General features: G+C 44.1%; 23 protein-coding genes. 15 read left to right on the top strand and 8 right to left on the bottom strand.

Annotated elements, in window-relative coordinates:
* Nucleotides 1-17: 17 nt before the first annotated feature.
* From B5Z18_RS30855 to B5Z18_RS30840, 4 genes are read left to right on the top strand one after another with little or no spacing between them, the layout of a single operon-like run.
* On the top strand, nucleotides 18-1,472 hold the full coding sequence (locus B5Z18_RS30855; RefSeq protein ID WP_079473423.1) for a RagB/SusD family nutrient uptake outer membrane protein: 1,455 nt from the start codon (nucleotides 18-20) through the stop codon (nucleotides 1,470-1,472).
* A gap of 14 nt (nucleotides 1,473-1,486) precedes the next feature.
* Nucleotides 1,487-2,254 carry a DUF4843 domain-containing protein gene (locus B5Z18_RS30850; protein WP_079473422.1) on the top strand — a complete coding sequence of 256 codons (768 nt, stop codon included), beginning with the start codon at nucleotides 1,487-1,489 and terminating at the stop codon, nucleotides 2,252-2,254.
* A gap of 18 nt (nucleotides 2,255-2,272) precedes the next feature.
* A complete protein-coding gene (locus B5Z18_RS30845) occupies nucleotides 2,273-3,805 on the top strand; it encodes a PKD-like family lipoprotein (protein WP_079473421.1) in 1,533 nt (510 codons plus the stop codon).
* 20 nt (nucleotides 3,806-3,825) lie between these two features.
* Nucleotides 3,826-5,190, top strand: coding sequence for a redoxin family protein (locus B5Z18_RS30840; protein WP_079473420.1), 1,365 nt, complete (start codon nucleotides 3,826-3,828; stop codon nucleotides 5,188-5,190).
* Between the two features lie 79 nt (nucleotides 5,191-5,269).
* Here B5Z18_RS30840 and B5Z18_RS30835 read toward each other — a convergent pair whose 3' ends face one another.
* Nucleotides 5,270-6,133: an AraC family transcriptional regulator gene (locus B5Z18_RS30835; RefSeq protein WP_200817396.1), complete on the bottom strand. Its 864-nt coding sequence runs from the start codon at nucleotides 6,131-6,133 to the stop codon at nucleotides 5,270-5,272.
* Between the two features lie 89 nt (nucleotides 6,134-6,222).
* Between B5Z18_RS30835 and B5Z18_RS30830 the strand changes: the two genes are divergently transcribed.
* Nucleotides 6,223-7,734, top strand: a complete 1,512-nt coding sequence (locus tag B5Z18_RS30830) for an MFS transporter (RefSeq protein ID WP_200817395.1) — start codon at nucleotides 6,223-6,225, stop codon at nucleotides 7,732-7,734.
* Between the two features lie 14 nt (nucleotides 7,735-7,748).
* Here B5Z18_RS30830 and B5Z18_RS30825 read toward each other — a convergent pair whose 3' ends face one another.
* From B5Z18_RS30825 to B5Z18_RS30810, 4 genes are all read right to left on the bottom strand, one after another.
* Nucleotides 7,749-8,294, bottom strand: coding sequence for a dihydrofolate reductase family protein (locus tag B5Z18_RS30825; protein WP_079473419.1), 546 nt, complete (start codon nucleotides 8,292-8,294; stop codon nucleotides 7,749-7,751).
* Nucleotides 8,295-8,357: 63 nt separating this feature from the next.
* On the bottom strand, nucleotides 8,358-9,092 hold the full coding sequence (locus B5Z18_RS30820; protein WP_079473418.1) for a DUF6597 domain-containing transcriptional factor: 735 nt from the start codon (nucleotides 9,090-9,092) through the stop codon (nucleotides 8,358-8,360).
* Between the two features lie 44 nt (nucleotides 9,093-9,136).
* On the bottom strand, nucleotides 9,137-10,159 hold the full coding sequence (locus B5Z18_RS30815; RefSeq protein ID WP_079473417.1) for an LLM class flavin-dependent oxidoreductase: 1,023 nt from the start codon (nucleotides 10,157-10,159) through the stop codon (nucleotides 9,137-9,139).
* A 57-nt stretch (nucleotides 10,160-10,216) separates the two neighbouring features.
* Nucleotides 10,217-11,188: a hypothetical protein gene (locus B5Z18_RS30810; RefSeq protein ID WP_143313754.1), complete on the bottom strand. Its 972-nt coding sequence runs from the start codon at nucleotides 11,186-11,188 to the stop codon at nucleotides 10,217-10,219.
* A gap of 361 nt (nucleotides 11,189-11,549) precedes the next feature.
* Between B5Z18_RS30810 and B5Z18_RS32650 the strand changes: the two genes are divergently transcribed.
* From B5Z18_RS32650 to B5Z18_RS30765, 9 genes are all read left to right on the top strand, one after another.
* Complete coding sequence (locus tag B5Z18_RS32650; RefSeq protein ID WP_159454493.1) at nucleotides 11,550-11,693, top strand: hypothetical protein; 144 nt, start codon at nucleotides 11,550-11,552, stop codon at nucleotides 11,691-11,693.
* 112 nt (nucleotides 11,694-11,805) lie between these two features.
* Complete coding sequence (locus B5Z18_RS30805; RefSeq protein ID WP_079473415.1) at nucleotides 11,806-13,482, top strand: tetratricopeptide repeat-containing sensor histidine kinase; 1,677 nt, start codon at nucleotides 11,806-11,808, stop codon at nucleotides 13,480-13,482.
* Nucleotides 13,479-14,144 carry a response regulator gene (locus B5Z18_RS30800; RefSeq protein ID WP_079473414.1) on the top strand — a complete coding sequence of 222 codons (666 nt, stop codon included), beginning with the start codon at nucleotides 13,479-13,481 and terminating at the stop codon, nucleotides 14,142-14,144. Before B5Z18_RS30805 ends, B5Z18_RS30800 begins: the two co-directional genes overlap by 4 nt.
* A 98-nt stretch (nucleotides 14,145-14,242) precedes the next feature.
* Nucleotides 14,243-14,452: a hypothetical protein gene (locus B5Z18_RS30795; protein WP_079473413.1), complete on the top strand. Its 210-nt coding sequence runs from the start codon at nucleotides 14,243-14,245 to the stop codon at nucleotides 14,450-14,452.
* A gap of 302 nt (nucleotides 14,453-14,754) precedes the next feature.
* Nucleotides 14,755-15,156, top strand: a complete 402-nt coding sequence (locus tag B5Z18_RS30785) for an HNH endonuclease (RefSeq protein ID WP_079473411.1) — start codon at nucleotides 14,755-14,757, stop codon at nucleotides 15,154-15,156.
* A 10-nt stretch (nucleotides 15,157-15,166) separates the two neighbouring features.
* Entirely contained in the window at nucleotides 15,167-15,733 is a 567-nt protein-coding gene (locus B5Z18_RS30780; RefSeq protein ID WP_079473410.1) for a hypothetical protein, read from the top strand.
* A gap of 10 nt (nucleotides 15,734-15,743) precedes the next feature.
* On the top strand, nucleotides 15,744-16,739 hold the full coding sequence (locus B5Z18_RS30775; RefSeq protein ID WP_079473409.1) for a DUF4407 domain-containing protein: 996 nt from the start codon (nucleotides 15,744-15,746) through the stop codon (nucleotides 16,737-16,739).
* A 36-nt stretch (nucleotides 16,740-16,775) separates the two neighbouring features.
* Nucleotides 16,776-17,885: a type I restriction endonuclease gene (locus B5Z18_RS30770; protein ID WP_079473408.1), complete on the top strand. Its 1,110-nt coding sequence runs from the start codon at nucleotides 16,776-16,778 to the stop codon at nucleotides 17,883-17,885.
* A 52-nt stretch (nucleotides 17,886-17,937) separates the two neighbouring features.
* Nucleotides 17,938-18,486: a hypothetical protein gene (locus B5Z18_RS30765; RefSeq protein WP_079473407.1), complete on the top strand. Its 549-nt coding sequence runs from the start codon at nucleotides 17,938-17,940 to the stop codon at nucleotides 18,484-18,486.
* Nucleotides 18,487-18,628: 142 nt separating this feature from the next.
* On the opposite strand, the gene B5Z18_RS30760 is transcribed toward B5Z18_RS30765, so the two are convergent.
* Nucleotides 18,629-19,231: an FMN-dependent NADH-azoreductase gene (locus B5Z18_RS30760; protein ID WP_079473406.1), complete on the bottom strand. Its 603-nt coding sequence runs from the start codon at nucleotides 19,229-19,231 to the stop codon at nucleotides 18,629-18,631.
* A gap of 164 nt (nucleotides 19,232-19,395) precedes the next feature.
* Between B5Z18_RS30760 and B5Z18_RS30755 the strand changes: the two genes are divergently transcribed.
* The gene (locus tag B5Z18_RS30755) at nucleotides 19,396-19,773 is read left to right on the top strand and encodes a winged helix-turn-helix transcriptional regulator (protein ID WP_200817394.1); all 378 of its coding nucleotides are present in this window, start codon (nucleotides 19,396-19,398) and stop codon (nucleotides 19,771-19,773) included.
* A gap of 58 nt (nucleotides 19,774-19,831) precedes the next feature.
* On the opposite strand, the gene B5Z18_RS30750 is transcribed toward B5Z18_RS30755, so the two are convergent.
* Both B5Z18_RS30750 and B5Z18_RS30745 read right to left on the bottom strand, forming a co-directional pair.
* Nucleotides 19,832-21,955 carry a hypothetical protein gene (locus B5Z18_RS30750; RefSeq protein WP_200817393.1) on the bottom strand — a complete coding sequence of 708 codons (2,124 nt, stop codon included), beginning with the start codon at nucleotides 21,953-21,955 and terminating at the stop codon, nucleotides 19,832-19,834.
* A gap of 210 nt (nucleotides 21,956-22,165) precedes the next feature.
* Nucleotides 22,166-24,079 carry a glycoside hydrolase family 2 protein gene (locus B5Z18_RS30745; protein ID WP_235016088.1) on the bottom strand — a complete coding sequence of 638 codons (1,914 nt, stop codon included), beginning with the start codon at nucleotides 24,077-24,079 and terminating at the stop codon, nucleotides 22,166-22,168.
* Nucleotides 24,080-24,546 lie beyond the last annotated feature (467 nt).

The following is a 24,546-nucleotide window of genomic DNA, read 5'->3' as shown; positions in this document are numbered from 1 at the left end:
AAAAAAAATAGTGTTCCATGACACCGGTTAAATATATTATCACGGGGCTGTTGGGGATAGCCATATGTACTGCCTCCTGCAAAAAATGGCTCACCGTTCAGCCTAAAACCCAGATGCCTTCAGATGTGCTTTTCACCACGGAAAGCGGCTTCCAGGATGCGCTTACCGGGGTATACATCCAGATGAAATCCGGGAACGCCTATGGCCAGCAGATGATCTTTGGTACCATAGAAAGATTGACATCTTCCTGGGATGTAACCACCAACACCACAGAACAGCGCCTCGGCTTGTTCAACTATTCCGATGAAGGCGTGCAGGGCGCGCTGTCTTCCATATATGCACAGGAATACAAGATCATTTCCAGCATCAATGCGATACTCGCCGAAGTGGACACGCGCAAAGAAGTGTTTCTTTCTGCCGGGTCTTACGAGATGATGAAGGGTGAGTGTCTTGCGCTGCGTGCCTATTGCCACCTGGACCTGTTGCGGCTTTTTGGGCCGATACCGGGCAATATACAGGGCGGCACGGTGTTACCGTATGTGAAAAAGATCTCCCGGGAACCGAATCAGCATCTCACCTACGATCAGTATAAAACAGAATTGCTGAATGATCTTAGCGGGGCAGCCGCTTTACTGAAGGATACAGATCCTTTCACCCGGTACTCCCAGGCTGATCTCTCTAATCCAGGCAGTGTTAATTCTCCTTTCAAACCGGAAAATACTTACTCCGCTTTCCGTTTCCTCCGCATGAATTACTATGCGGTGAAGGCGCTGCAGGCCCGCGCATATCTCTGGTTCCGGGATAATGGATCCGCTTATGCGTGCGCCAAAGAAGTGATCAATGCGCAGAACCCGGATGGTGGTGCCAAGTTCCGCCTCGGAACACTAAGCGATGTTTCCGGCGGGAATTTCAATCTTTCTATGGAACATATTTTCGGTCTTTATGATTTCCAACTGGCAACAAAATTCGAGCAACAGTTCACATCCGGCGTACTAAAAAAAGGCAGTGGCACCACCACCGTAAACAACCAGTTGTATGGCAACACGGGAACGGATATACGGGAAACTAACCTCTGGGCGCTGATCACGCTGGGCAACGGTTCCAAATGCTACATCATGAAAAAATACACGGCGGCTATGGAAAGTGCTGCCATAGCGCCTTTCCAGATACCTATGCTGCGTGTCAGCGAAATGTACCTGATAGCTGCCGAAACGGCGCCGGCGGGTGAAGGCCAGCAGTACTGGGCTGCTTTCCGCACCGCCCGCAATATCACCGTTTCCACGCTGCCCGCCGATCTTGCGCAGGTACAGTTGGAACTGGTGAAGGAATACAGGAAGGAATTCTTTGCGGAAGGACAGGCATTTTTTGCCTATAAACGCATCAACGCGCCCAAAGCCAGCTTCCTCTGGGCGCCTTCCGCAGCAACCATCAATTACCTGGTACCACTGCCTTTAAATGAATTTGTTCAATAACACAAGCGTAAAGAATGAAACAGATACTCACTGTAGCCCTGCTGACCACTTTACTGGCTGCCTGCAAAAAAGATCAGTACTACCTCTATAACGATATCGCCCGGCTCCAGTTTGGCCCGGCGCCCGAGCGGATCTATACCACCTCCTTCGAAATGGCTGATACGGTGAAGCCGTACACCTTTTATTACGAACCGGCTACTACTACACAGGACACCGTGTTCTTCGACATCTATGCTATCGGAGGCGTGAGTGGCAACGACCGGCCTTTTATCCTTGAACAGGTAACACTCAACGGGGAAGAAAATGCGATACCGGGCACTCATTACAAAGCCTTTTCCGATCCGTCACTGAAAGAGGTGTATGTGATCAAAGCAGGCGAAGTGCATGCCTCTGTACCGGTGATCCTGCTGCGCGACGCTTCGCTGAAAACGAAAAACGTGAAGCTGCAGATACAGGTAAAAGCTAACGACCAGTTCCAGCCAGGAGAGATCAGAAAACTGTGGAGAAGGGTAAACTTCACGGACATGCTTAGTCAGCCTGCAGCCTGGAATGCCTCTGCGGTGCAATACTATTGGGGCAAATACAGCCAGGTGAAACACTCCTTCATGATCAACCAGACAGGCGAAAAGTGGGATGAAGAATTCCTGACCTACGTGAACACCGATTATGCACTGCTCACCTTCTGGAGACTGAAGCTGAGAACCCTGCTGACAGATTACAATAACGCCCATCCCGGTGAGCCGCTGACGGACGAGACGGGTGAAACAGTCGTATTTCCTTAACCTGCAAAACAGCCTTTCATGAAATTGAAATATCAAATCCTGGCTACCTGCTGCATCCTCCTGATCAGCTCCTGTTATAAAGACCAGGGCAATTATATCTACAAGGTCCCGGAAGAGATCAACATCAACGGCATAGAAGCCTCTTATAATAAAGTGTCGCTGGTGGATAAGATCACGATCAATCCTACAGTCACCTCTACTGACCCCGATGCGAAGTTCTCTTACTGGTGGGGAATTTATGAAACAAATGTACAGGGCTCCGCGCCTAAAGTAGATACGATAGGCCGCACCAAAGCACTGGATTACCTGGTAACACAGCCGGCCAAAGGCTGGGTGCTGGTGTTCGGCGCAAAGAATGAACATACAGGACTCAGTAAGATAATGACCTCCAATATTAACGTGGTTACCCAGTTCACCCGTGGCTGGTATATCATGAAGAACGATGGCGGTAAAACTGATGTAGACCTCTTCTTAACACCTTCAGCTATTACCCCCGGATCAAGGATGGAAAATGTATTCTCATTGGTGAATGGGAAAAAACTGGATGGAGAAGCAAATCTTTTCGGATTCTATACAAATTATAAATCCAATGTAACAGGTGCTTACGCCAATACCAGGGCGTTGTTCATTTTGTCGGACAAAGATGCCAGCGTGGTAAACATCAATACTTTCAAAGAAATACACAGTATTAACAACCTTTTCTACGAAACACCTTCGGTGAACAAACCAGGCAGCATCAGCGAATCTTCACAGGCCAACTATTTTGTAAACAACGGGCGTCTGCACAGTATTTATTCCATGTCGGCCAACGTCGGCCTGTTCGGCGGTCAGCAGCTGCGCGACGATAACAACAGCCCGTATAATCTTTCAAGATATTTCCTGGCATATCCCTTCGACAACCCGTTCTTTTTTGATGAAACGAGTACTTCGTTTGTTTCCGCTACAGGCACAGGTTCCGTTCTTTCTGCCGTAACAGATGTATCCGGAACAGAAATGCCTGCCAACAGGAACAACAAAACACTGCTGTTCATGGGAGTAAAATCCACCAACCCATACGTTGGCATAGCCCTGTTCCAGGATAAAACAGATCCTTCATTAAAGATACTTTCCACCATCACACCGTCCAATTATGCGTTGAAGATGGTGAATGATACACTGGCGCCAACGGACAAGCTTTACCAGGCAGAACGTTTCGGGCTGATCGTAGCGGATGAGAATATCCTGTACTTCTCTGCCGGACAGGAAGTATGGTCGCGGAACCTGAGCAATGGCGCTGAACAGCTACAATTCACCGCGCCGGCAGGAGAGAAAATAACGTGTATCCGTCACCGTAAATATACCGGCGGCACTGCCACAGAGCAGGCTTTTTATTACAACTATATGCTGATAGGTACAACCGGTGGTGGCAATTATAAAGTGCGTGCATTTCAGAAAACATCCGGCAACCTGGCTACAGCTCCCGATTTCACGATGGAAGGAAAGGGAAGCGCGGGAGATGTGATCTACATTGCGCCGCCGATTAACAACTATACATATCCAAACAGTTATTAACCATTATTATCTGAATACAAATGAAAAAATTACACCTGGGTTTAATAGCCCTGCTTTGCCTGCCCGCATTTCTGAAAGCACAGGTAACCATCTCCGGCGAGTGGATGCGCCGCCACGACGGTAATGTACACCTCTATCGCGTAGAGCACGGAAGACTGGAAGAAGTGGCCGCGTCCAAACCTGGCGCCGATTCATCTTTCGGATTTTATTTCCGCCCGGAGCGCGAAGGGTTTTATGTGATCGGCACTGGTAATAGTCAGTCTCCTATAGACAAATACAGCTTCTATTTCAAACAAAAAGATCAGCTGAACGTAAAGATCACAGATACCTCCTATGTGCTCACGGGCAAGAACTCTCCCGAGAACCTGGCCGTGGCGAAATGGCACAATACTATCCTGCCGCTGGAAAGGAAAGGCGTTTATTTCAATTTGTCCAGAAGTACCTATGCAGATTTCTTCCCACTGCTGGAAACACTTCACAAGCAGGTGCAGGAAACGAAATTCGCTTCGGCTGGCAACAAGCAGTTTGACAGTGAGTTTGCGAAGTTCCGTGAGCTGGATATACTCCACTGCACCGCTGAGTTGCTGAGTACTCCCCGTTCTGCCCATCCGTCAGCAAACGACTATACGCCGTATTTCAAAAGCATAGATGTTCCGTATTTCACTAAGGACACCCGCCTGCTTCGCTATCCTTACGGCATGCGTATGATGCGTACACTGCAAATGATGCCAGCCCGGCTGGGTAACGGGGATGTAAAGGACTACAGCATCGAAGCCAGGATGAAAGGTATTGAAAACGATACACTGAAAGGTGAAGTGGTGCTGCAACAGGCAGCTTCGCTTAAAACATACCTGGGCTACACCGACCTGGACAAACAATATGGCAAATACCTGCTCACTTCCGACCAGGTTAACCGCGCCGGCAGCATAAAAACTGAACTGGCGAAGAAAGCCACTGCCGCCGGCGGCCAGGCGGTGAACTTCACCTACCCGGATAAGAACGGCAAACAAACATCTTTGAGTGATTTCAAAGGTAAGGTGGTATTAGTAGACGTTTGGGCTACCTGGTGCGGTCCGTGTAAAGGAGAAATACCCCATCTCAAAAAATTGGAGGAAGAGATGCACGGACAGGATGTACTGTTCCTGAGCGTATCTGTAGATGAGCAAAAAGATCATCAGAAATGGAAAGATTTTATTGCCAGCGAAAAACTGGGTGGCGTACAACTGTTTGCCAGCGGATGGAGCGATATCGCCAAATTCTATAACATTAAAGGGATTCCGCGGTTTATGGTGTTTGATAAGAATGGAAATATCGTTTCAACAGATGCGCCAAGACCATCAAATAAAGAGTTGAAGTTATTGCTGGAGAGTGAAGTGAAGAAATAATTTTTTCAAAAACCAATCATTAATGCGAAGAGGCTGCCACTGGGCAGCCTCTTCTGTTTGTTGTACCATAATTTAAATTTTATCCTGCCTGGACGATTCGTTCAGCAGCATTGCTTTTTCTATACCGGGTTAAGCTCAGGTTTTTGTATTTTTTGAAGAATTTATTCAGATGGCTTTCATCGGAAAAGCCAAACTCATACGCTATTTCATTGATGCGCCGGTCACTGAATTTCAGGCGGTGTTCGATGAGACGGATCTTGTAGGTGGCGATAAAATGCTGAAGGGTTTCGCCACACTGATTTTTGAAATAACTACCGAGATAGGTATCCGAAATGTCAAAAGCTTCAGCAATAACAGCAGCCTTCAGTTTTTGAGGCGAAAAGATATTGTTTTGAATGTAGGTAATGATGTCCTGGATGCGCTGATCGGCATTTACTTTCAACTGGGCCGGCTTGATCCTGGCAATGTTCCTGGCAGCAATAACGATCAATGCATTGACAAGGTGCATTTGTAAATCCTCCTCATAGAGATCGCTGTGGCGAACGCCCTGCAGCAAAGATTGAGTAATCGACCTCACCAGCGGATAATCAGATTCATTACGTAAGATACAACCCGTGAGGTGGGTGGAGTAATACAATAAACATTCAATCTCACAAATATTCTTCCACCGGTATTTTTTTACATAATCGCTGGTGAACTTAATGAGAAGAAATTCTGTGGTTTCTTCAATATCAAAATTGTAGCAGTCATTAGGAGTCAGCAACATCAGGTTGCCCGTCTTGTAAGCAATCCGGTGACCATTGATACTTAAAAAACCATTGCCTGAAATAATGTAAGCCATCTGAAAAAAAGTAAGCCGTAAATCTTTCAGGGGACAATCATCCACCTTTCTGTACAAGACTTCCAGGGACTGACGGATATTTTCTTTTTTGAATTCACACATGCTGCAAAAATACCTTTTTATAGTAGAATTATACCGATTTCATGATCATTAACGGTATAATTTTACAAAAGAATAAAATAAAAATACCCATGATAAAAGTTACGCAGACAGGAAAAAATACGGTCGCTTTGGTAGCAGTATGTTTAGCAGCCCTGATGTTTGGCCTGGAGATCTCCAGTGTACCGGTGATACTTCCTACACTCGAAACAGCTTTACACAGTGATTTCAAAGAAGTTCAATGGATCATGAACGCCTATACGATTGCCTGCACTACAGTACTGATGGCCACAGGTACCCTGGCCGACCGGTTTGGCAGGAAACGGGTTTTTATTATCAGCATTTTATTATTCGGCATCACGTCTTTGTTTTGCGGCCTGGCACGCAACACACTTGTGTTAATCATCAGCCGGTTCCTGCAGGGAATAGGCGGCGGCGCGATGCTGATCTGCTCTATCGCTATCCTTTCACACCAGTTCCGGGAAGGACGCGAACGGGGAAAAGCATTTGCTATCTGGGGTATCATTTCCGGCGTGGGATTGGGTTTTGGCCCTATCATCGGCGGAGCTATTGTAACGGTATCCAACTGGCAGTGGGTGTTCCTGGTGCATGTGGGCATTGCGATAATTACTATGCTTCTTGTACTCAGAGGGGTACAGGAATCACGGGACCCGCAGGCAAAAAAACTGGATGTAGCAGGGATTATCTCTTTATCACTGGCGGTATTTGGCCTCGTATATTATATTACGCAGGGACAGACTATCGGATTCAGGAGCATCGCAGGGTTAAGCATTCTTGGGGCTGCTGTATTGAGCTTTATTATTTTTTTGAGGGTAGAAAAGAAGCATGCCAACCCGATGTTCGATTTTTCCGTGTTCAGTATCCGTCGCTTCTCCGGTGCTATCATTGGCTGTATCGGCATGAATTTTAGTTTCTGGCCATTCATGGTTTACCTCCCGATCTATTTCCAAAGCGCACTCGGCTACGATATCATCACGGCTGGATTATCTTTACTGGCTTACACACTTCCCACCCTGGTGGTGCCACCTTTGGCAGAACGACTTACGCTCCGCTATCAGCCCCGTATTATTATTCCTTCGGGATTGCTGATGATCGGGCTCGGCTTTCTGCTGATGCGCTACGGCAGTAGCGTAGCGCATGCCAGCTGGTTGACCATGCTGCCCGGTTCACTATTGGCGGGTATCGGGCTGAGTCTTACAAATACGCCCGTTACAAATACCACCACCGGGGCTGTTACACCAGATCGTGCCGGCATGGCATCGGGTATTGATATGAGTGCACGCCTGATCACTTTAGCCATCAATATTGCACTGATGGGATTTATCCTTGTGGAGGGAATCTATTCCTACCTGGAAAGCATTCTTCCCGGGTCCGTTGCCCCTTCCCAATTACATACAGCTGCGGAAAAAATCGCCGCAGGGCTTTCTGCACCCGGCCTGCCTGATGCTACCGCGCATGCTGCGCTGGTGCATGGATTTGGCTGGGTCATGCTTTTTGGCGGAGTCGGCGTATGTATCCTGGCCCTGGTCAGCTTCCTGATCTTTGGTCCGAAAGAAAAAACTGTTGTCCGGGTTACTGCATAATACTCTTCATTGTTTTATCCTTCTGGTTCATAGGTAAGCTGCACCACACCCGATTTGAAAACATTGGTTTCAGTCAACCTTAAACCAATTCTCTCTTTTAAATCTTCAAACAACGGTTTACCAGTTCCCAAAACAACCGGGTGCACGGATACTTTATAGACGTCAATAAGACCTGCATTTATAAATGTTTTGATAAGACTTGCCCCACCATATAACCAGATATCTCTACCGTGTTGCTGTTTAATTTCAGCAACGCGGTTAGCTATGTCGGAATTGATGAATGTAGCCTTTTCATCCTGCCTGTTCTGACCCGAAAAAACAAATTTATTTTTTGAATGTATTCCCTCCCACATCTCTTTTTCTGCATGGCTGGTGGTTGCATCAGGTTGAAAATTTCCCCAGGCATCATAGCTTACCCTGCCATAAAATATGGTGTCGATACTTGAAATAAAACTGCCGAAATCCATATCATCATCCATAATGCACCAATCCACTTCCCCATTTGGACCTTCAATAAACCCATCCAGGGTTACTGCTAAATTCAAAATTACTTTTCTCATTTAAATTGCTTTTAGCAAAAGTAAATACCAGGCCTGTTTATCTTTTGGAAAAAAGCGACAAAATTAAAACTGGGAAGGAGTAAGCCCCGTGTGTCGCTTTATTTCATTGGAGAGATGTGCATGGTCATAAAAACCGCATTCAAAAGCTATATCTGATAAGCTTTTCTTTTGCCTTACATCGCTCATCATAGAAAGAGCTGACTGGAAGCGAATAATATTTACATATTCCTTAGGTGTTAAACCAATATGAGTTTTAAAAGCCCGTTCTAATTGCCTGACAGTTATAAAATTCTTTTTAGAAATTTCATAGATGTTTACGTTTCCTTTAGAAATATGAATATCATTTAAAACGGACTGAAGTGACTCGTTGAGACTTCTTTTTCTATCCAAAAAATATCTATTGAGATAAGCAGCAGAGTCATTATTTATCTTTCCAATATCAAATGAATGCGGTGAATCAAATTCAAAAGTATGATTAGTCAATTCATTTTGTGGAGCATAGTTGTAAAAAGACGAAAACACCGCTGGTTTCAGACATACGCCTAACAGATGGGTATTCCTGTCAATAAAACTATCCTTAAAAGAACTCATTGCTCCCACTACGTATGTTTTCCCATGATCCATAGTAGCTAAGCCATTATCCGTTTTGCAGGGTTCTCCCAAATTTATCACTATTCCAGGACAGCCATCAGGAAATATCCGTTCCCATTGGCTGTCGCTGTCATCACCTTTCAATTCCCAAAAAGAATGGATATACGCCGCTAACGTTATGCAAGGTTTGGTCTCAGTATGTTTCATTTAATGGTTTCAGTCAATGCTTTGTCTTCAGGGATTATTAAAATTTAACGCCATCCTAATCCGGGCGCCACATGCTCTAAAATAGAAGACAATACATGCACATTATAGTCAACTCCTAATGTATTGGGTATCGTTAAAAGAATGGTATCTGCCTCCTGGATAGCTTCGTCCTCCGCTAACTCCTTTATGAGTTGATCCGGCTCTGCGGCATAGCTTCTTCCGAAAATAGCACGTTTGTCCGGTTCAATCATCCCGATTTTATCAACCCGGTTGGTTTCCTGCCCAAAGAAATAGCGATCCTGATCGTTTACCAGTGCAAAAATAGACCGGCTCACAGAAACCCTCGGTTCCCGATTGTGTCCCGCTTTTTTCCAGGCATCTTTGTACAATCTGATTTGCTCGGCTTGTTGTATATGGAAAGGTTTGCCGCTTTCATCGTACTTCAGGGTAGAACTTTGCAGATACATTCCGTTTTCAGCCGCCCAAACAGCGGTCGCATTAGACGCGGCTCCCCACCAGATACGTTCCCGCAATCCTTCCGAATATGGCTCCAGACGCAGCAAGCCCGGTGGGTTCGGAAACATGGGTGACGGATTAGGCTGTGCAAATCCAACACCTTTTAACTTATCCAGGAATTCCAACGCTTTACGGCGTCCCATATCTGCATCCGTTTCTCCTTTCGCCGGTTCATATCCAAAATAACGCCACCCATCGATTACCTGTTCCGGCGAACCTCTGCTGATTCCCAATTGTAATCGCCCTTCCGAAATTAAATCCGCCGCTCCGGCATCTTCCACCATATACATTGGATTCTCATAACGCATATCAATTACCCCTGTCCCAATCTCTATTTTGCTTGTTTTGGCGCCGATAGCCGACAGTAAAGGAAATGGTGATCCTAACTGGGCTGCAAAATGATGCACACGAAAATAGGCGCCATCTAAACCAATTTCTTCGGCAGCAACGGCCAGATCAATTGACTGAAGCAATGTGTCACTCGCTGTACGGGTTTTATAGGCCGGGTGGTTAGACCAATGCCCAAACGATAAAAATCCTATCTTCTTCATAATTTCTTTTTCGTGCTGAAAAATAAACCTTTATTATCTATTTTTTGCACGCCTTTACTATTTCGTAATCATACCCGTGAGGATGTACTTATCAATAATATAGATGGTAATTGGCTTCAGCTGATGGTCAAAGACCACCGGATGCTCTCCCCCATATGTATAGTATTCGAATTTACCATTGATTTTAGAATACCAAACCTTTCCCAGGGCCTGGTAGGTGATGGTGTCGGGCCTGGTTATTTTCCTGAAATTTTTCAACTTCATGGTATCTAATGCTATGACCCTTGCATTGGGTATTTTCTGGTTACAGGCTACAGGCTCATAATGATCTTCATGCCAATACATGCAGTTACCACCGGGGCCCGTCTTATCTTTCCACCACCACATGCCGCCTGTTCCCAGTGCCAGCGATAACATAACCGCAGCTGCCAGCGTTTTCGCCGATCTCCCGCTTATTTTTTTTTGATTAACGGTTTCCGCGGTTTTAACACCCCCACTTTCCTTTCCCTTTGAGCTACCCATCAGGGTTAGCATTCCTGGAATTTCCGGAATTACCGGATTTCCTGTTGGTTTATCACTTTCCATGGCGGGCAGGGTGGCCGGGGAATCAGTTACCGGGTTCACCTCATTTAACGCAGGGGCTCCACTTTCCTCATCATCGCCTGTAACCGTTTTCCCTATTTCCCAGGGCCGGCCGGCAAAATCAATTAGCCAGGCCAGGAGCTCGATATTCTTCTCATCTGTGTTTTCAGTCTTCTCTTTCAGATAATTCACCAACGGCCGGAATTTATCCGTGTCGCATCGCTGCATAATTGCATGGCAGCTTCTCCCTTTATTCAAATCTCCACAGAAATCCCTGATAATCTTTTCGTCCCGCCTGTTTACATCTGTTGTGCATTTCTTCACGCATTCCTCTTTGAGTTTCGCAGGGGTGAGGTACATCAGGCCGTGGGGTAGCGTATTGTTTGCCTTCTTTCGTTCATACGCCCGCATGACGAGTTGCTGGTAGTCAGGATAAGATGTCGCCATAAGTAAAATTATAGAACTGAATAATCGGAATTAAACCCGCATTCCCGGAATTACAGGTGGAATACCAGGAATTAAAGGAATTATTGGAATTGTTTGTAAATCAACCACTTACCTCGATCTATCTTTGTTTTGCAATCGGGTAATACCTCCTTAGCTAAGAGGTTCTCTGTACAGAACCGATTCAACCCCGGGCAAAGAAAGCGGGAGCCGGTTACCGGCTTGGGAAGCGATCATCAGCTTCCGTAATCCACGCCCACACTTCCCTAAAAAAGCAAGAAGCGCTTCTTCACTGATTCTAACTCAGCTGCCGGCTGCCCGGCAACCGGCAGCCTATTTCTAAAACATTCAAAAAATTAAAACTATGTTTCACATCATATTTAGCTTTCTCATGGCATTCTTATGCCCCAGCCATTCCAATAACAGCAATCCTAACAATGGCGAACAGGTGACTACTCTGGATGATACCGGTGGCGAAACCGGAACAATTCCTCCAAGAAAACCCTGATATATAATCTACGTGAGGCAAGAAGGTTCTTGCCTCACTTTTTTTGGTTACCTGTCAATTAATAATTCCTCAAAATTGAGAAATTCGATACTTTTAAGAGAAATAATCCCCAGTGCGTCCCTCAAGCATCATCCTGCCCATACTCCTTGGAAGTCTTTTAGCCTGTACATCCAACCGGGAATCCCCGCAACTGATTTCTGCACCTACGCTGGAAAAAGGGGAATCATTCTTCAATAAGAATAACGACTCTGCCTTTTATTATTTCAACCTCGTTGCAACGGGTGCCACAGACAGTTTGGAAATTGCAATGGCCTATACTTATATGGGTATCATCCAGGCATATGAGGGAGACCATTACGGAGGACAGGAGAGCCTTTTGAAATCCCTTACTTATCTCGATGAGCACAAAAAAGAAGACCAGGAATGCCTGGGTTCCAACTACCATGAGTTGGGGAATATCTGTCTTAATCTTAAAAACTATGAAGCAGCTATCGATTACTATAATAAAGCGCTAAAATATATAACCCATCCTAAGGCCGAGGCCATTGCCTTAAACAGTATAGCCCTTACTTACCAGAAGAAAGGCGACTATGATCAGGCTATCGGTTTATACAAATCCCTGCTGGTTAAGAGTAAGGACAAGAAAAAAGAATATGCCCGGGTGCTTTCCAACTATGCCAAAACCAAATGGCTGAAAGATTCCACCTATCCCGCCGGGCCTGAGCTGCAACAGGCGCTGCAAATCCGTAAGGATTCAAACGACATCAGGGGCCTCAATGCCAGTTATGCGCATCTCTCGGACTATTATTCGCTATCCTCACCAGATTCAGCATTGTATTATGCTGTGAAAAGATACGAAATCGCCCGGGAAATGAATAGCCCGGACGACGAAGTCGAAGCGCTTTCAAAATTTATTACACTTAGCCCTACCAATCTGCTGAAACCTTATTTTGTCCGCTACCAATACCTGACGGATAGTATCCAAACGGCAAAGAACGCAGCCAAGAACCAATTCGCATTAATCCGGTACGAAGCCGCTAAAAATAAAGCCGACAATCTTCAGCTGCAAAAAGATAATGCACAAAAGAAAACCCAGCTGGTGGTACAGCGGTTCTTATTGGCGCTAACCATCCTCTTCTTCATTACCGCCGGAATTATTTTAATCCTCCGGTACCGCAGGCGCCGGCAACAGATAGAATTTGCATCCCGGCAGGCGATACAGGAACATCAGCTTAAAACCTCCCAGAAAGTGCATGACGTGGTAGCAAATGGTTTGTACCGCATCATGACAGACCTTGAGTATAAAGCATCCTTAGACAAGGAGGAGCTGATAGATAAGATTGAGGTACTGTATGAACGATCCCGCGATATCTCGTACGAAAATCCCACTGTTTCAAAGGTTCCATTTCACGTTAAAATCGACGATTTGCTGGAATCCTTTGGGGCTGACCATATCAAGGTCCTGATCTTCGGCAACGGTCCGATGCTCTGGAGCCGGACCAATGCGCAGATACAACATGAAGTTGAACATATCCTGCAGGAATTGATGATCAATATGAAAAAACATAGCCAGGCTAATTCCGTGATGATAAAGTTCGAGTGTCAAAACGGCCAGGTTCAAATTCATTATACCGATGATGGCATCGGTATTTCCCCGCAAGTTAAGCATGGGAACGGATTGCAAAATACGGGAAACCGTATTAAAAGCATTGGCGGACAATATACATTTGAACATCCTGTTAAAGGATTAAAAATTCACATTTCCTTTCCAATAGCTCAATCCTCATGATTACAAAGGTACTTATTGCTGAAGATCACGAAAGCGTAAATATTTCCCTTCAGAAAACACTGGAAGAACTGGCCATCACGGATATAGCACACGCCTATTATTGCGATGATGCTTTGTATAGGATCACACAGGCAGTTAAAGCCGAAAGATCTTTCGATCTCCTGATTACAGATTTATCATTCACTCAGGATGATCATAAGCAGCTATTATCTGGTGGTACGGAGCTAATTGCCGCTGCCCGGGAAGTACAGCCCGACCTGAAAATCCTGGTTTTCTCATTGGAAAGCAGGCAGGTTGTTATTGACCTGCTTTACAACAAGTATGATATAGACGGTTTTGTCCTCAAAGCCCGGAATGATGTCCAATCACTTAAAGAAGCCATCAATGAAATAGCCAGACACCGGCGCTATTATCCGAATCATATCAGGCAGCTGAACAACAAAAAGAACGCCTACTCATTTTCGGAATTTGATATCACGATCATAACGCTGCTTGCACAGGGGATGCTGCAGAAAGACATACCTGCGCACCTTCAACGTAACGGAATAAAACCATCTGGCTTAAGTAGTATAGAGAAAAGGCTCAATCAGATGAAAGATGCACTTGGCTTTACCAAGAATGAGCAACTGGTGGCTCACTGCAAGGATTTAGGCGCTATATAAGCATCTTAAAAAAAATTGCCGGAAAATATCTAATTACGGTTTCCCATAAAAAAAGAAGGTTAATGGAATATACTTTTGTTTCATAAATTAAAAACACTATGAAAAAGAAGTATTATGTAAACAATAACGCCCAGCTAAACGGCGATCATGAGGTTCACGTTCCTACCTGTGAATATTATCCGATGATGTATAGCCAGACTTACTTGGGAGAATTTGAAACTTGCCAGGCGGCCGTTCGTGAAGCAAAGAAACGTTATCAAAAGTCAAATGGCTGTTTATATTGTTGTGCCCCCTGCCATACAAGTTAAACAATAATGCCAGTTCTTTTGTAACCCCCTTGTCCCCTGAATCAATTGAGCCATGAAACTCCTATATGTATGGCTACTTACCAGCTATAGTTACTGCAGTCAAACAACGGTGTATGTCTGCGACAGCAAAAATGCTACGAAGTATCATTATAAACAGAATTGCCGTGGACTAAGTAATTGTAAGCATCGAATCATCAGCATGTCCCTTGAAAAAGCAATGGCAACCAGAACCCTTTGTAAGTGGGAGCAATAAAATTGGCTGCGACCGGAACTATATTTCAATAACTCTAACCTGTGTTGTTATGACAACTCCAAACGACGCGCCCTATAAATACCTGCAGTTTAAGGGAGATCAATCTTATCGCAGATATATCCAGGAAGATATTCCTGCGAAATCTCTTCCTGCAAAACCGCAGGAGCAGCACCTCCTGAACGTTAAATCTCATGGCAGTTATGGCGCACTTCTATTTCACCCTAACTGGAAAGCGAAACGAAAGGAAATACTGCACCGCGACATGCATCGTTGTGTGCATTGCCGCAGCGACAAAGACTTGCAGGTGCATCACCGGCAATACCACTTTATAGCAAACGAGCAAAGGTTCCGGCTACCCTGGGATTACCCGGGCCATTTACTCATCACGCTTTGCGAATCCTGTCATAACAAAGGGCATAATAAATATAAAGTGCCCACAATCACTATTTAATAAAACACGTATGAGCTTATTCAATATTTTCAACCGGCAACGCCACAATGGGCATACCCACACCATGGCAATTGAAACCACAATACCCGATATTCCGGAAACTACTTTCATTGAAAAGGACGCACCGGAGAAAGAACAGCCTGACGAAAAAGCGGTTACCCCACTCAATGGTGGGATACATTTTCTATACGATTTCCTCGACAAGAATTATGAATCCAAAGGGTATAATGATGCATTGATAAATCCGGACACAACCCATCTCGACCAAAATGTGATCGCGTTGAAGAATGACCTGGAAAGATCTATCCGGAAAGTAAAAACGTTTTACGAAGACTTTATCCGGCAAATCAATTTCCACATCACCAGCAGGAGCAGAAGTGGAATGATAGATACGGTAGAAGAGCTTACCGTCAAAAAGGAAATTGCAGAGGGGCATATCAAACAGGTCAAAGAGATCGAAGAGCAGGCAAAGGTTAATGAGGGTGTCGGGCATGGCATCATTATCAGCTATACACGGGGATTCAGGAATGGTCTTGCGGCAATTTCCAGTCACATTATTCTAAACAAAAACTTTTAAACCAATCGTTATGAAACATCTCTGGGTCCGTTTCGGCTGCTTCATGACCGGATACAACTACAGCATCCTGCGCAACTGCAGCGAAGCCGCTTTTAAATCCGTGAAGAAGTATACCGCAGCCATGCTGATCGTTTGCATACTGTGGTTTTTTATTGGTTTTACCTTTGCGCATCGCTACCTGTCGCTTGGCCTGCCGGGTTGCATGCTGGCAGGAATGCTCTCAATCGTAATCATTGTACAGGTAGAAAAACAGATTGTCTTATCCATCAATCCCGGCCGGCTGCTGCTTATTTTCAGGGGTTGCCTGGCTTTCATGATGTCTATCCTGGGCGCGGTAATCATCGACCAGATATTGTTTGAGAAAGATATTGAGATCGAGAAGATTTCCTACGTCTCAGAAAAAGTAGACAGATTATTACCCTCGAAAACGGAAGAATTAAGAAAGCAGATTGCAGCCCTGGATACAACGATTAGTAAAAAAGAACAGGAGAGAGATAATTACGTGGAGGATATCAGTAAACATCCAACCACAACTGCCATAACTACAACAACGGCAACAAAAAGAATGCCTGTGCAAACAGTAACATCTTCCGGAAAAGACACCACTATCTGGAAAACGACAAGTGACCGTACTGTAGGAACCGTGCTGGTATCAAATCCCAAAATAGCATTGCTGACGCCCCTTGACTCTACCATTGGCGTTATGCGGCAACAAAGAACCCTAAAAGAAAACGATTTGCTCCACATCAAGCCTGCGCTTGAAAAGGAAATGAAAGCAAGTACAGGATTTCTGGATGAGTTAACGATTATGACGCGGATGTTATCCGCATCTTACGTTGCATTGGCTTTCTGGCTGCTGTGGGTGCTGTTTTTCCTGTTTATAGAGATGCTGGTACTATTCAGTAAAATGGGCGACAGGTCTAATGATTATGAAAAGGTTGTGCTGCATCACATGAACTTACAGATGCGACGGCTCGATGCCCTTGGAAAAGGATTTGAAGGATAAAGTTTCTGTCAACACTAATATCGAAAAAAAACTCCTATGGATTTTAAAGATGAAATTAAGCTCTTCGGCGACAAAGTAGAAAAGCTTAAAAACCAGATTCAAACAGAAGAAGCAACCAAGAATGCTTTTATCATGCCCTTCATTAAAGTGCTGGGCTACGATGTATTTGACCCTTTTGAGGTAATGCCGGAATTCATTGCGGATATCGGGATCAAGAAAGGCGAAAAAGTCGATTATGCGATCCTGAAAGAAGGCAAGCCTTCCATACTCATTGAATGCAAACATTGGGGAGAAAGCCTGGATCCGCATAACTCCCAGCTTTTCCGGTATTTCCATACTACCACCGCTAAATTCGGCCTGTTATCCAACGGAATCATTTACCGGTTTTATACAGATCTTGCAGAGCAGAATAAAATGGATGAAAAGCCATTCTTCGAATTCAATGTTACGGATATAAAAGATAACCAGATCGAAGAACTAAAGAAATTTCACAAGTCCTATTTCAATATAGAAAGCATTCAAACTACCGCGAGCGATCTAAAATATATGAATGAGCTCAAAACGTTGATAAATGTTGAGTTTCAAAATCCCTCTGAAGGATTGATTAAACTCTTCTCCAAACAGATATACAGGGGAATGTTAACTTCAAAAATTGTTGAGCAATTCGGTGCGCTGATTAAGAAGTCGATACAACAATACATCAATGATCTGATAACTGAAAGGCTTAAATCCGCGCTGAAAAAAGAAAATGATACTGAGCAATCTGATCCTGAAAAGGAATTAGTAGCAACAAATACTGAAGAAAAGGGTTCAGTGATTGAAACTACTGAGGAAGAAAAGGAAGGCTACATGATTGTAAAAACAATTCTCCGCCAAAAGATAAAGCCCGCCAGGATAGTATATCGGGATGCGCAATCCTATTTCGCAATACTACTGGATGACAATAATCGAAAAACGATATGCAGATTGTATTTTAACGGTTCACGAAAATATATTGGCACTTTCGATGAGCAAAAAAAGGAAACGAGGACAGAGATTCTAACTATCGATGACATCTTTAGATTTGCAGAAATACTTCATAAGACTGTTGATTGGTATGATTCAGAAAAAGTTCAGGCAAAAGTTCCGGACTCGTCGCTTTCGTAACTAATGTTCCCACCCCGGTTATTAATTATATTCTAGTAAACCTCCATCAATTATGAAAAAAGTAATTTTTATTTTGATAATTATTGCCCCATTTTATCCGGCCTGTTCCCAAACGGCGAAACCGGATACAGATCTAAAAGAACAAAAAAGCAAAGCAGAGCTTTTTTCAAACAAATCGGGTTCTCTGATACAAAAACAATTTATGGATATTGGCTCGCTGAGGGGCTGCCTGATTCAAGTTGCCCAATTTACAGACCTGATTGGCGGAGAAACCACCAAGGCAGTGCGTTTTGAATATGCTTATTCCGGGGCATATTCATCTGATACAAAAATAGGTTTGCTTGATATGGATGAGGTTGATGCACTAATTAAATCTTTGAACATTATAAAAGATAAGATAATGCCGACCACGCCGGAAGTATATACCGAAATTGAATATAAAAGCCGCGGCGGCTTAGAAGCAGGCTGCTTTTATTCAAAAAAACAATGGTCCACCTTTTTAAAACTGGCGCGATTTGATGACAAGTCCTTTGTCATTATGAAGGATGGGGATATTATTCAATTGTTGTCACTGTTGAATGATGCAAAGGCAAAACTCTGATTAATATAAGCAGGGATATTGCCCCGGTAAACACTTCCTGAAAATGAAAAAGCGACACAAAATCCAATCATGAATTTTGTGTCGTTTTTTTGCGGAGAGTCAGGGATTACAGTCGAACCCGGATCGGGATTCTGTGAAGATCTTAATCAATTCTTATACTATCAATTGCTTTCTCCATAGCATACTCCTTCACTCCCGGCACTTTTAATCCTTCAGCACGGAATACCGTCAAATCTGTCATACCTAAAAAGCCGAGAAAAGCATTCAAATAAGGAGCAACAAAGTCGTTGGCCTTACCAGGGCCTTCAGAATAAACACCTCCTGAAGACATTGCAACATAAACTTTTTTTCCTGTTACCTTTCCAACAGGACCATTTTCACCATACCCAAAAGTTATTCCCGCCCTCGTAATGTGATCAATCCAGGCCTTTAAAGATGTGTGAATAGTAAAGTTGTAAAGCGGTGCGCCAATCACAATGATATCTGCAGCTAATAACTGTTTAACCATCTCGTCAGAAAAACGGATGGACTCCTTTTCTTCTTCAGTCAGCTGCTCTCCGGGAAGAAAGAATGTACGAAGAACAGCAGGGCTAAGATGTGGTATTTCAATATCGACCAGGTTTAATTCTTCAAGTGTACTGCCTGGATATTTTTCCTGAATTTTTTCAACGATAGCTTGACCCAGCTGAATGCTATGCGATCCTTTCCCTTGTAAACTTGAAATTAAATGAAGGATATGTTTCATAAAAATTTACCTGTTAATAATATAATCAATTCTAAATTCCGGGAATGAAAGAATCCTTTCACCCGAATTATCAAAGGCAAAACTATGGTTACCAGCTGGTCAAAAGGAGGTACTTACCCAAAGGGAAGCGCTTACACTTAGGTAATGTAATTACATTTGTATCTATGAAGATGATTATAAATGAGCCCCTGCCAGACAATGAGGCATGCGCAGGCTCGCTCAAAAACGTCCTTGATGCACTATCTGTTATTAATGGAAGGTGGAAACTGGCCCTGATCCTTTGCCTGGTGCAATCATCAAAGCGCTTTAATGAAATTCAGCATGAAGTCACTGGCATATCATCCAGGATATTAGCCAAAGAGTTAAAAGATCTGGAATTGAACGACTTTATCAAACGTACGGTATATCCGACTACGCCGGTAACTATTATTTATGAAGCAACCGAATATAGCCGGACCTTAAAAACCCTGATAGGTGAACTAAGTGCCTGGGGAGGGCAACACAGGGAAAAGATCAGGCAAAGCATGCGGAAACAATCCTGAGCAGGTGCCCCGCACCTGCAAACTGAAAACGGAAGAAAGGGGATCCAGGATGATTCTTTTATAGTGCTTTTTTTAATCCTTCCCATTTTACAACCCATGAACCATCTTTAGGAAAGCCCGGAGCATTACCTGCAGGTGCACCATCCCAACCGGCAGTCATCATGGCTATAGCATAGAGCAAACCGCCATTGCCTGGGAAATAAGGGAAAGGGCCACCCCCATCAACCAAACCATGTTCTTCCAAACGAAAGCCGGGGTAGTTGAGCAAATAATCTATTGCTTTCCCGCCTTGTCCAAGTTTTGCGGCACACATAGCGAGCATAGGAAAGTCCCATCCCCAGGTATGACTGAACTTCCAGGTTTCACCAACTTTTTTAAATGTCCTTTCCATCGTGGGTACATCTACGCCATCACCTGGCAACATGCCGTATGCACCAATCAAGGCCGGATGTTCAAAGGTGTAGTTCTTCCACATGTCATTGATGTTTTCCCAGGAAACATACAGCCCATCCTTAACGGGGAGTGGAGAAAGTTTCGCAAGTACATCAGCATATTTTGTGCTTACAGGCATTTTCAATCTTTTACGCCATTCTTGTGCAATTTTTAACCCTGTGCGCCAATAGCTAAGTTCAAATGTAGGGTTGATGGTCGTGCGAGGATCCGCATTTTCCGATACTACCTGTAATGGGTAACCTAGTATATACCGGTTTTGATCTTTATTGTAATGCGCATATGAAGCCATAAAATCAGCAGATTGCAACACCACATCCTTCCATTTATTGAGGGTTTTTGCATTGGGATGAGACCTGTAATCCAGTTCGGCAAAGAATATGGGATGTGGTTGCTGCCAGATCAACAAGGCAGTGATTTCCAATGGCCATTCCCAACGAGCCTGATCACCAATGGTTTTGGGCCATCTGGCACCATCGTAACCTTGTTTTTTTGCCCTCGCTACAGATGATTCCAGATGATCTCCGTATGCCTTCATACCTGGATCAAGCAGCGGCCATCTGTCCCAAAGAGCATAATGCGTACCGTGCCACCAGATCATTTCATAATGATATTTACCATACCAGCCATTATTTACCAGGCCACTTTCCTGTGGTGGCAGAGAACCTGCTTCATTAATTGCCATAACATATTGTGAGAGCACGATACGTCTTTCCAGCTCTTTCCACCTCGGATCCCTACTTTCAGAAAGGTCTATTGCTCCACCACTTTTCCAGAATTTCTCCCATTTTTTAATACTCTCATTATTGGTTTGCTGGAAAGTTGGTAAGTCAGATTTTATAGGCTTTTTGGAAAAAGAAAGGCTGATTTCTGCCTGGTCTTTACCTGCGAATTGAAGTTCATATCTGTGCGCTTTCGTCTCTTTTATCGTTCCTCCATTTTTCCATTGCAGCCGTACATCGTATTCTGTATCGTCCAGCTTTCTATGGAAATCTGTATGCCCACTGGAAAATACGGCTTCTGTAGTATGTTTACCTGGATTGTTCCAGTCAGCACCATTTCCAAATTCAGCCATCGAAGCATAAGGAAATTCAAGAAACGCACCAATCAGACCATCATTCAGATTGTCTGCTTCAATTTTGATGGCTATGGCGTCTTGTGTAGGATGGCCAACGGTTGTTACTTTTATCTTCCGCCCTTCGAGTTCAAATGTACTCGTGGCTATTCCTGTCCAGAGATCTATTTTTTGAACTGGATTTTGCAGATCGTTTAGCACGGCCATGGTTCCATCTTTTCTTTTTAGGATGAGGCCTAATCTTCCCAGATGGATACGTTGCGGGTTGCCCCTCATCCAGTCAGACAGTTTTTCCTGCTCCTTGTTTTGGATGTCGTACCTGACCATACGACCTTGTGTATTCCATTCCTGTCCTTTAAAGTCGGCAGGGGTTTCGGAGGTGGGTAAGGGAAACTTGTGCCAGCCCCAGTTAGACATCGTATTGCCGGATTGCGTAAAGGTTTGCATACCGGTAATATCGAAACCATAAGCGAATTCACCATTACCCACCTGACCCGGACCCTTTAAGTCTCTATCAGTGATCGTTATGTTATGTCTGGTTACGACAGCTTTACGGTCAATTTTTGAAGGTTGTGACTGGAAGGCATAGGAATTTTGAATGACAAAAATTGAAAAAGCAAAAATCCGGACTGCTATCAATAATCTGAATTTGTTCATGGCTGGGTTGTCGTATGTGGTTAGATGCTAAAAATAGACATATTGATTTGGATTTGCATCCTGTACTAACCTGAGTCTGTGACTGAACGCGGTGATGCGAAGCAGGTGGCCACATATCGAATAATCCCAACTTCAAGCACCAACTGGCAACGAGGTCATATTTATTACGGTTTAACTAATGTTGTTTCTCCAAATTGGACAAGAAATGTCCTATCGGTTCAGCTTTTTGCCTGCATCCAGTACAGCCTGATTCACTTCTCTGACCCTTTCCACGTCCATCTTTTCGACAGCACGATCGTAGGTCAGCAGTCCGTTCACTTCATGTTCCACATCGGTGGTTTGCGTATACACCGCAACGCTCAGCCCCTTATACTTCATCAGCTGCTCGACCTGGTCCATCAGGAGTACATACTTGTCGGTCAATGCGTTTTTTGTCGGTTGGTAATCATAAGCATTATTTTCTACTGGCCACATATGTCCCCTTACAAACAAACCTACTCCTCCAAATTCACCTAAGGATGCTGCCCGCTTCTCATCGGGTTGTGAAGCGTCGTTGGGTCCGATGTAAATATGTGTATCTACAAAATCTCCGTTGCCTGGATCTCCTGCCGCTTTCTGGTAACCGGGATTGTTATTAAAGCCAGAGTTGCCGTTTACCAGCCTCGATGGATCATATTGCTTTACCCAATCGGTAATTTCCTTAACATCAAATGCGCCCCAGTTTTCATTGAACGGAACCCAGGTAATAATGGACGGAGAATTGTATTGGTCGTCTATCATGGCTTTGAGTTCTTTGCGAAAGGTCGTCCTGTTTTTAGCTGTGTCTTCGTGCTGGTACCAGATGGCCGGCATGTCCTGCCATACCATTATACCGAGCTTGTCTGCCCAGTAATAGAAACGTTTAGGCTCGGTTTTCATGTGTTTCCTGATGAGGTTAAATCCGGCCTTTTTGGTAAACTCTACATCATATTTTAAGGCTTCTTCAGTTGGTGCGGTCGAAATACCATCTGGCCAGTAGCCCTGATCGAGCAGACCAACCTGCATAACGAATTTTCCGTTTAATAAGGGCCTCACTACACCATCAACTTTACCCAGTTTGATGTCGCGCATGCCAAAGTAGCTGTTAACTTCGTCGGTAACATTGCCGCTTTTATCCTTCAGGGTAAGTTTCAGATCATATAGAAAAGGATCTTCAGGGCTCCATAACTTAGGGTTTTTAATGGGAATATAAAATGCAGTTCCGGATGAACCTGTCGCTTCAGCTACTACTTTTTTTCCATCAAGCGCAACTGCTGATACCTGAGAAGTGCCTGCGTTTACCAACAGTTTGAGGCGGCTGTTTGCCAGATCGGGCGTTATCCGGATGTTTTTGATATAGTTTTTGTTGACGGGTTCCATCCATACCGTCTGCCAGATTCCCGATGTGAAGGTATAATCCCCGCGCGGGCCGTTTTTACCTGAAGGCGTCCGTCCGTCATTTGGATCATGGGCCGCAACAATTAGGGTATTATTGCCCTGTTTTAAAAATGGCGTAATATCCAGGCTGAAGGCGTCATAACCACCGGCATGACTTCCTGCTTTTTCTCCGTTGACAAATATAGTGGCATCATGGTCGACCGCATCAAAATGAAGCAGTACCTGCTTGTCTTTCCAGGTCGACGGGATCTCAAAACTCTTTTTGTACCACATATTGACTTCCTGTTTTCGCCCGATGCCTGAGAGCAGAGCCTCAGGACAATAGGGCACAAGGATTTGTTCCGTCTTTCCTCCAAAACTGATTGGCTTTGAAGGGTTCAATGCGTTTGCCGTTGCTTCGCCTCCAATATAATCCCATTTACCGTTCAGACACAGCCAGTCTTTGCGCTCCAATTGCGGGCGTGGATATTCCGGAAAAGGAATTGGGGCTTCTATAGCAGCTTTTGTCCACCTGGTTGGTAACTTGATAACCTGGGCTATTGAAATCTGAGCAGAAAGACAAAATAATAGAATGGAATAAGCAGTGCGTTTAATGGCGGCCATCATTATCGGTTTTGAGAAATTGAGTAAGGTAAGGTTAGTTTTGACCAATATAGTAAAATCAAGCAGCCAAAGCAAATCAACAAAATTCTTCTTGCAGGTTTTCATCCCGGGGAAATAGGGCACTAAGGGAATTGGTTAACATGGTTAATTATACACGAATCGGTTCTTCTCTTTTTACAATTTCGTTTACAGTTCGTAAAATATCGTCCATCATAATTTCTTCAATCAAAAACTAATTGTCATTGTCGAATAAAAAACCGAAACTGTTGAGCGTCCTGTTTCAAAAAACTTTCCGGATAATCAGCACTGACAATCATACAAACAGCTTTTATGTGCGAATTCTTCTTGAAAATACTTTTGTGTGAAAACGCATTCGGAAACACGTGCACATATGACATTTCTTCCCGTGTTTTGCCTCTTTTTTTCCCACTGGTTTGCCCCCATCATCAAACATATTGGCGAATAAAAAACAAAAGCCGCCTTTGATAAGTTAGACGGTGTTGATTGGTATGTGAACCTTTACTACATAAGAAGCAATGAGTATAGCTAATTCGGGCAAAAAACCGAAGCCC

Origin of the sequence: Chitinophaga ginsengisegetis (assembly GCF_900168065.1) — a bacterium.
Taxonomy (GTDB): domain Bacteria; phylum Bacteroidota; class Bacteroidia; order Chitinophagales; family Chitinophagaceae; genus Chitinophaga; species Chitinophaga ginsengisegetis.
The sequence above is the reverse complement of the archived record's forward strand: the minus strand, read 5'-3'. Positions and strand labels throughout refer to the sequence as shown.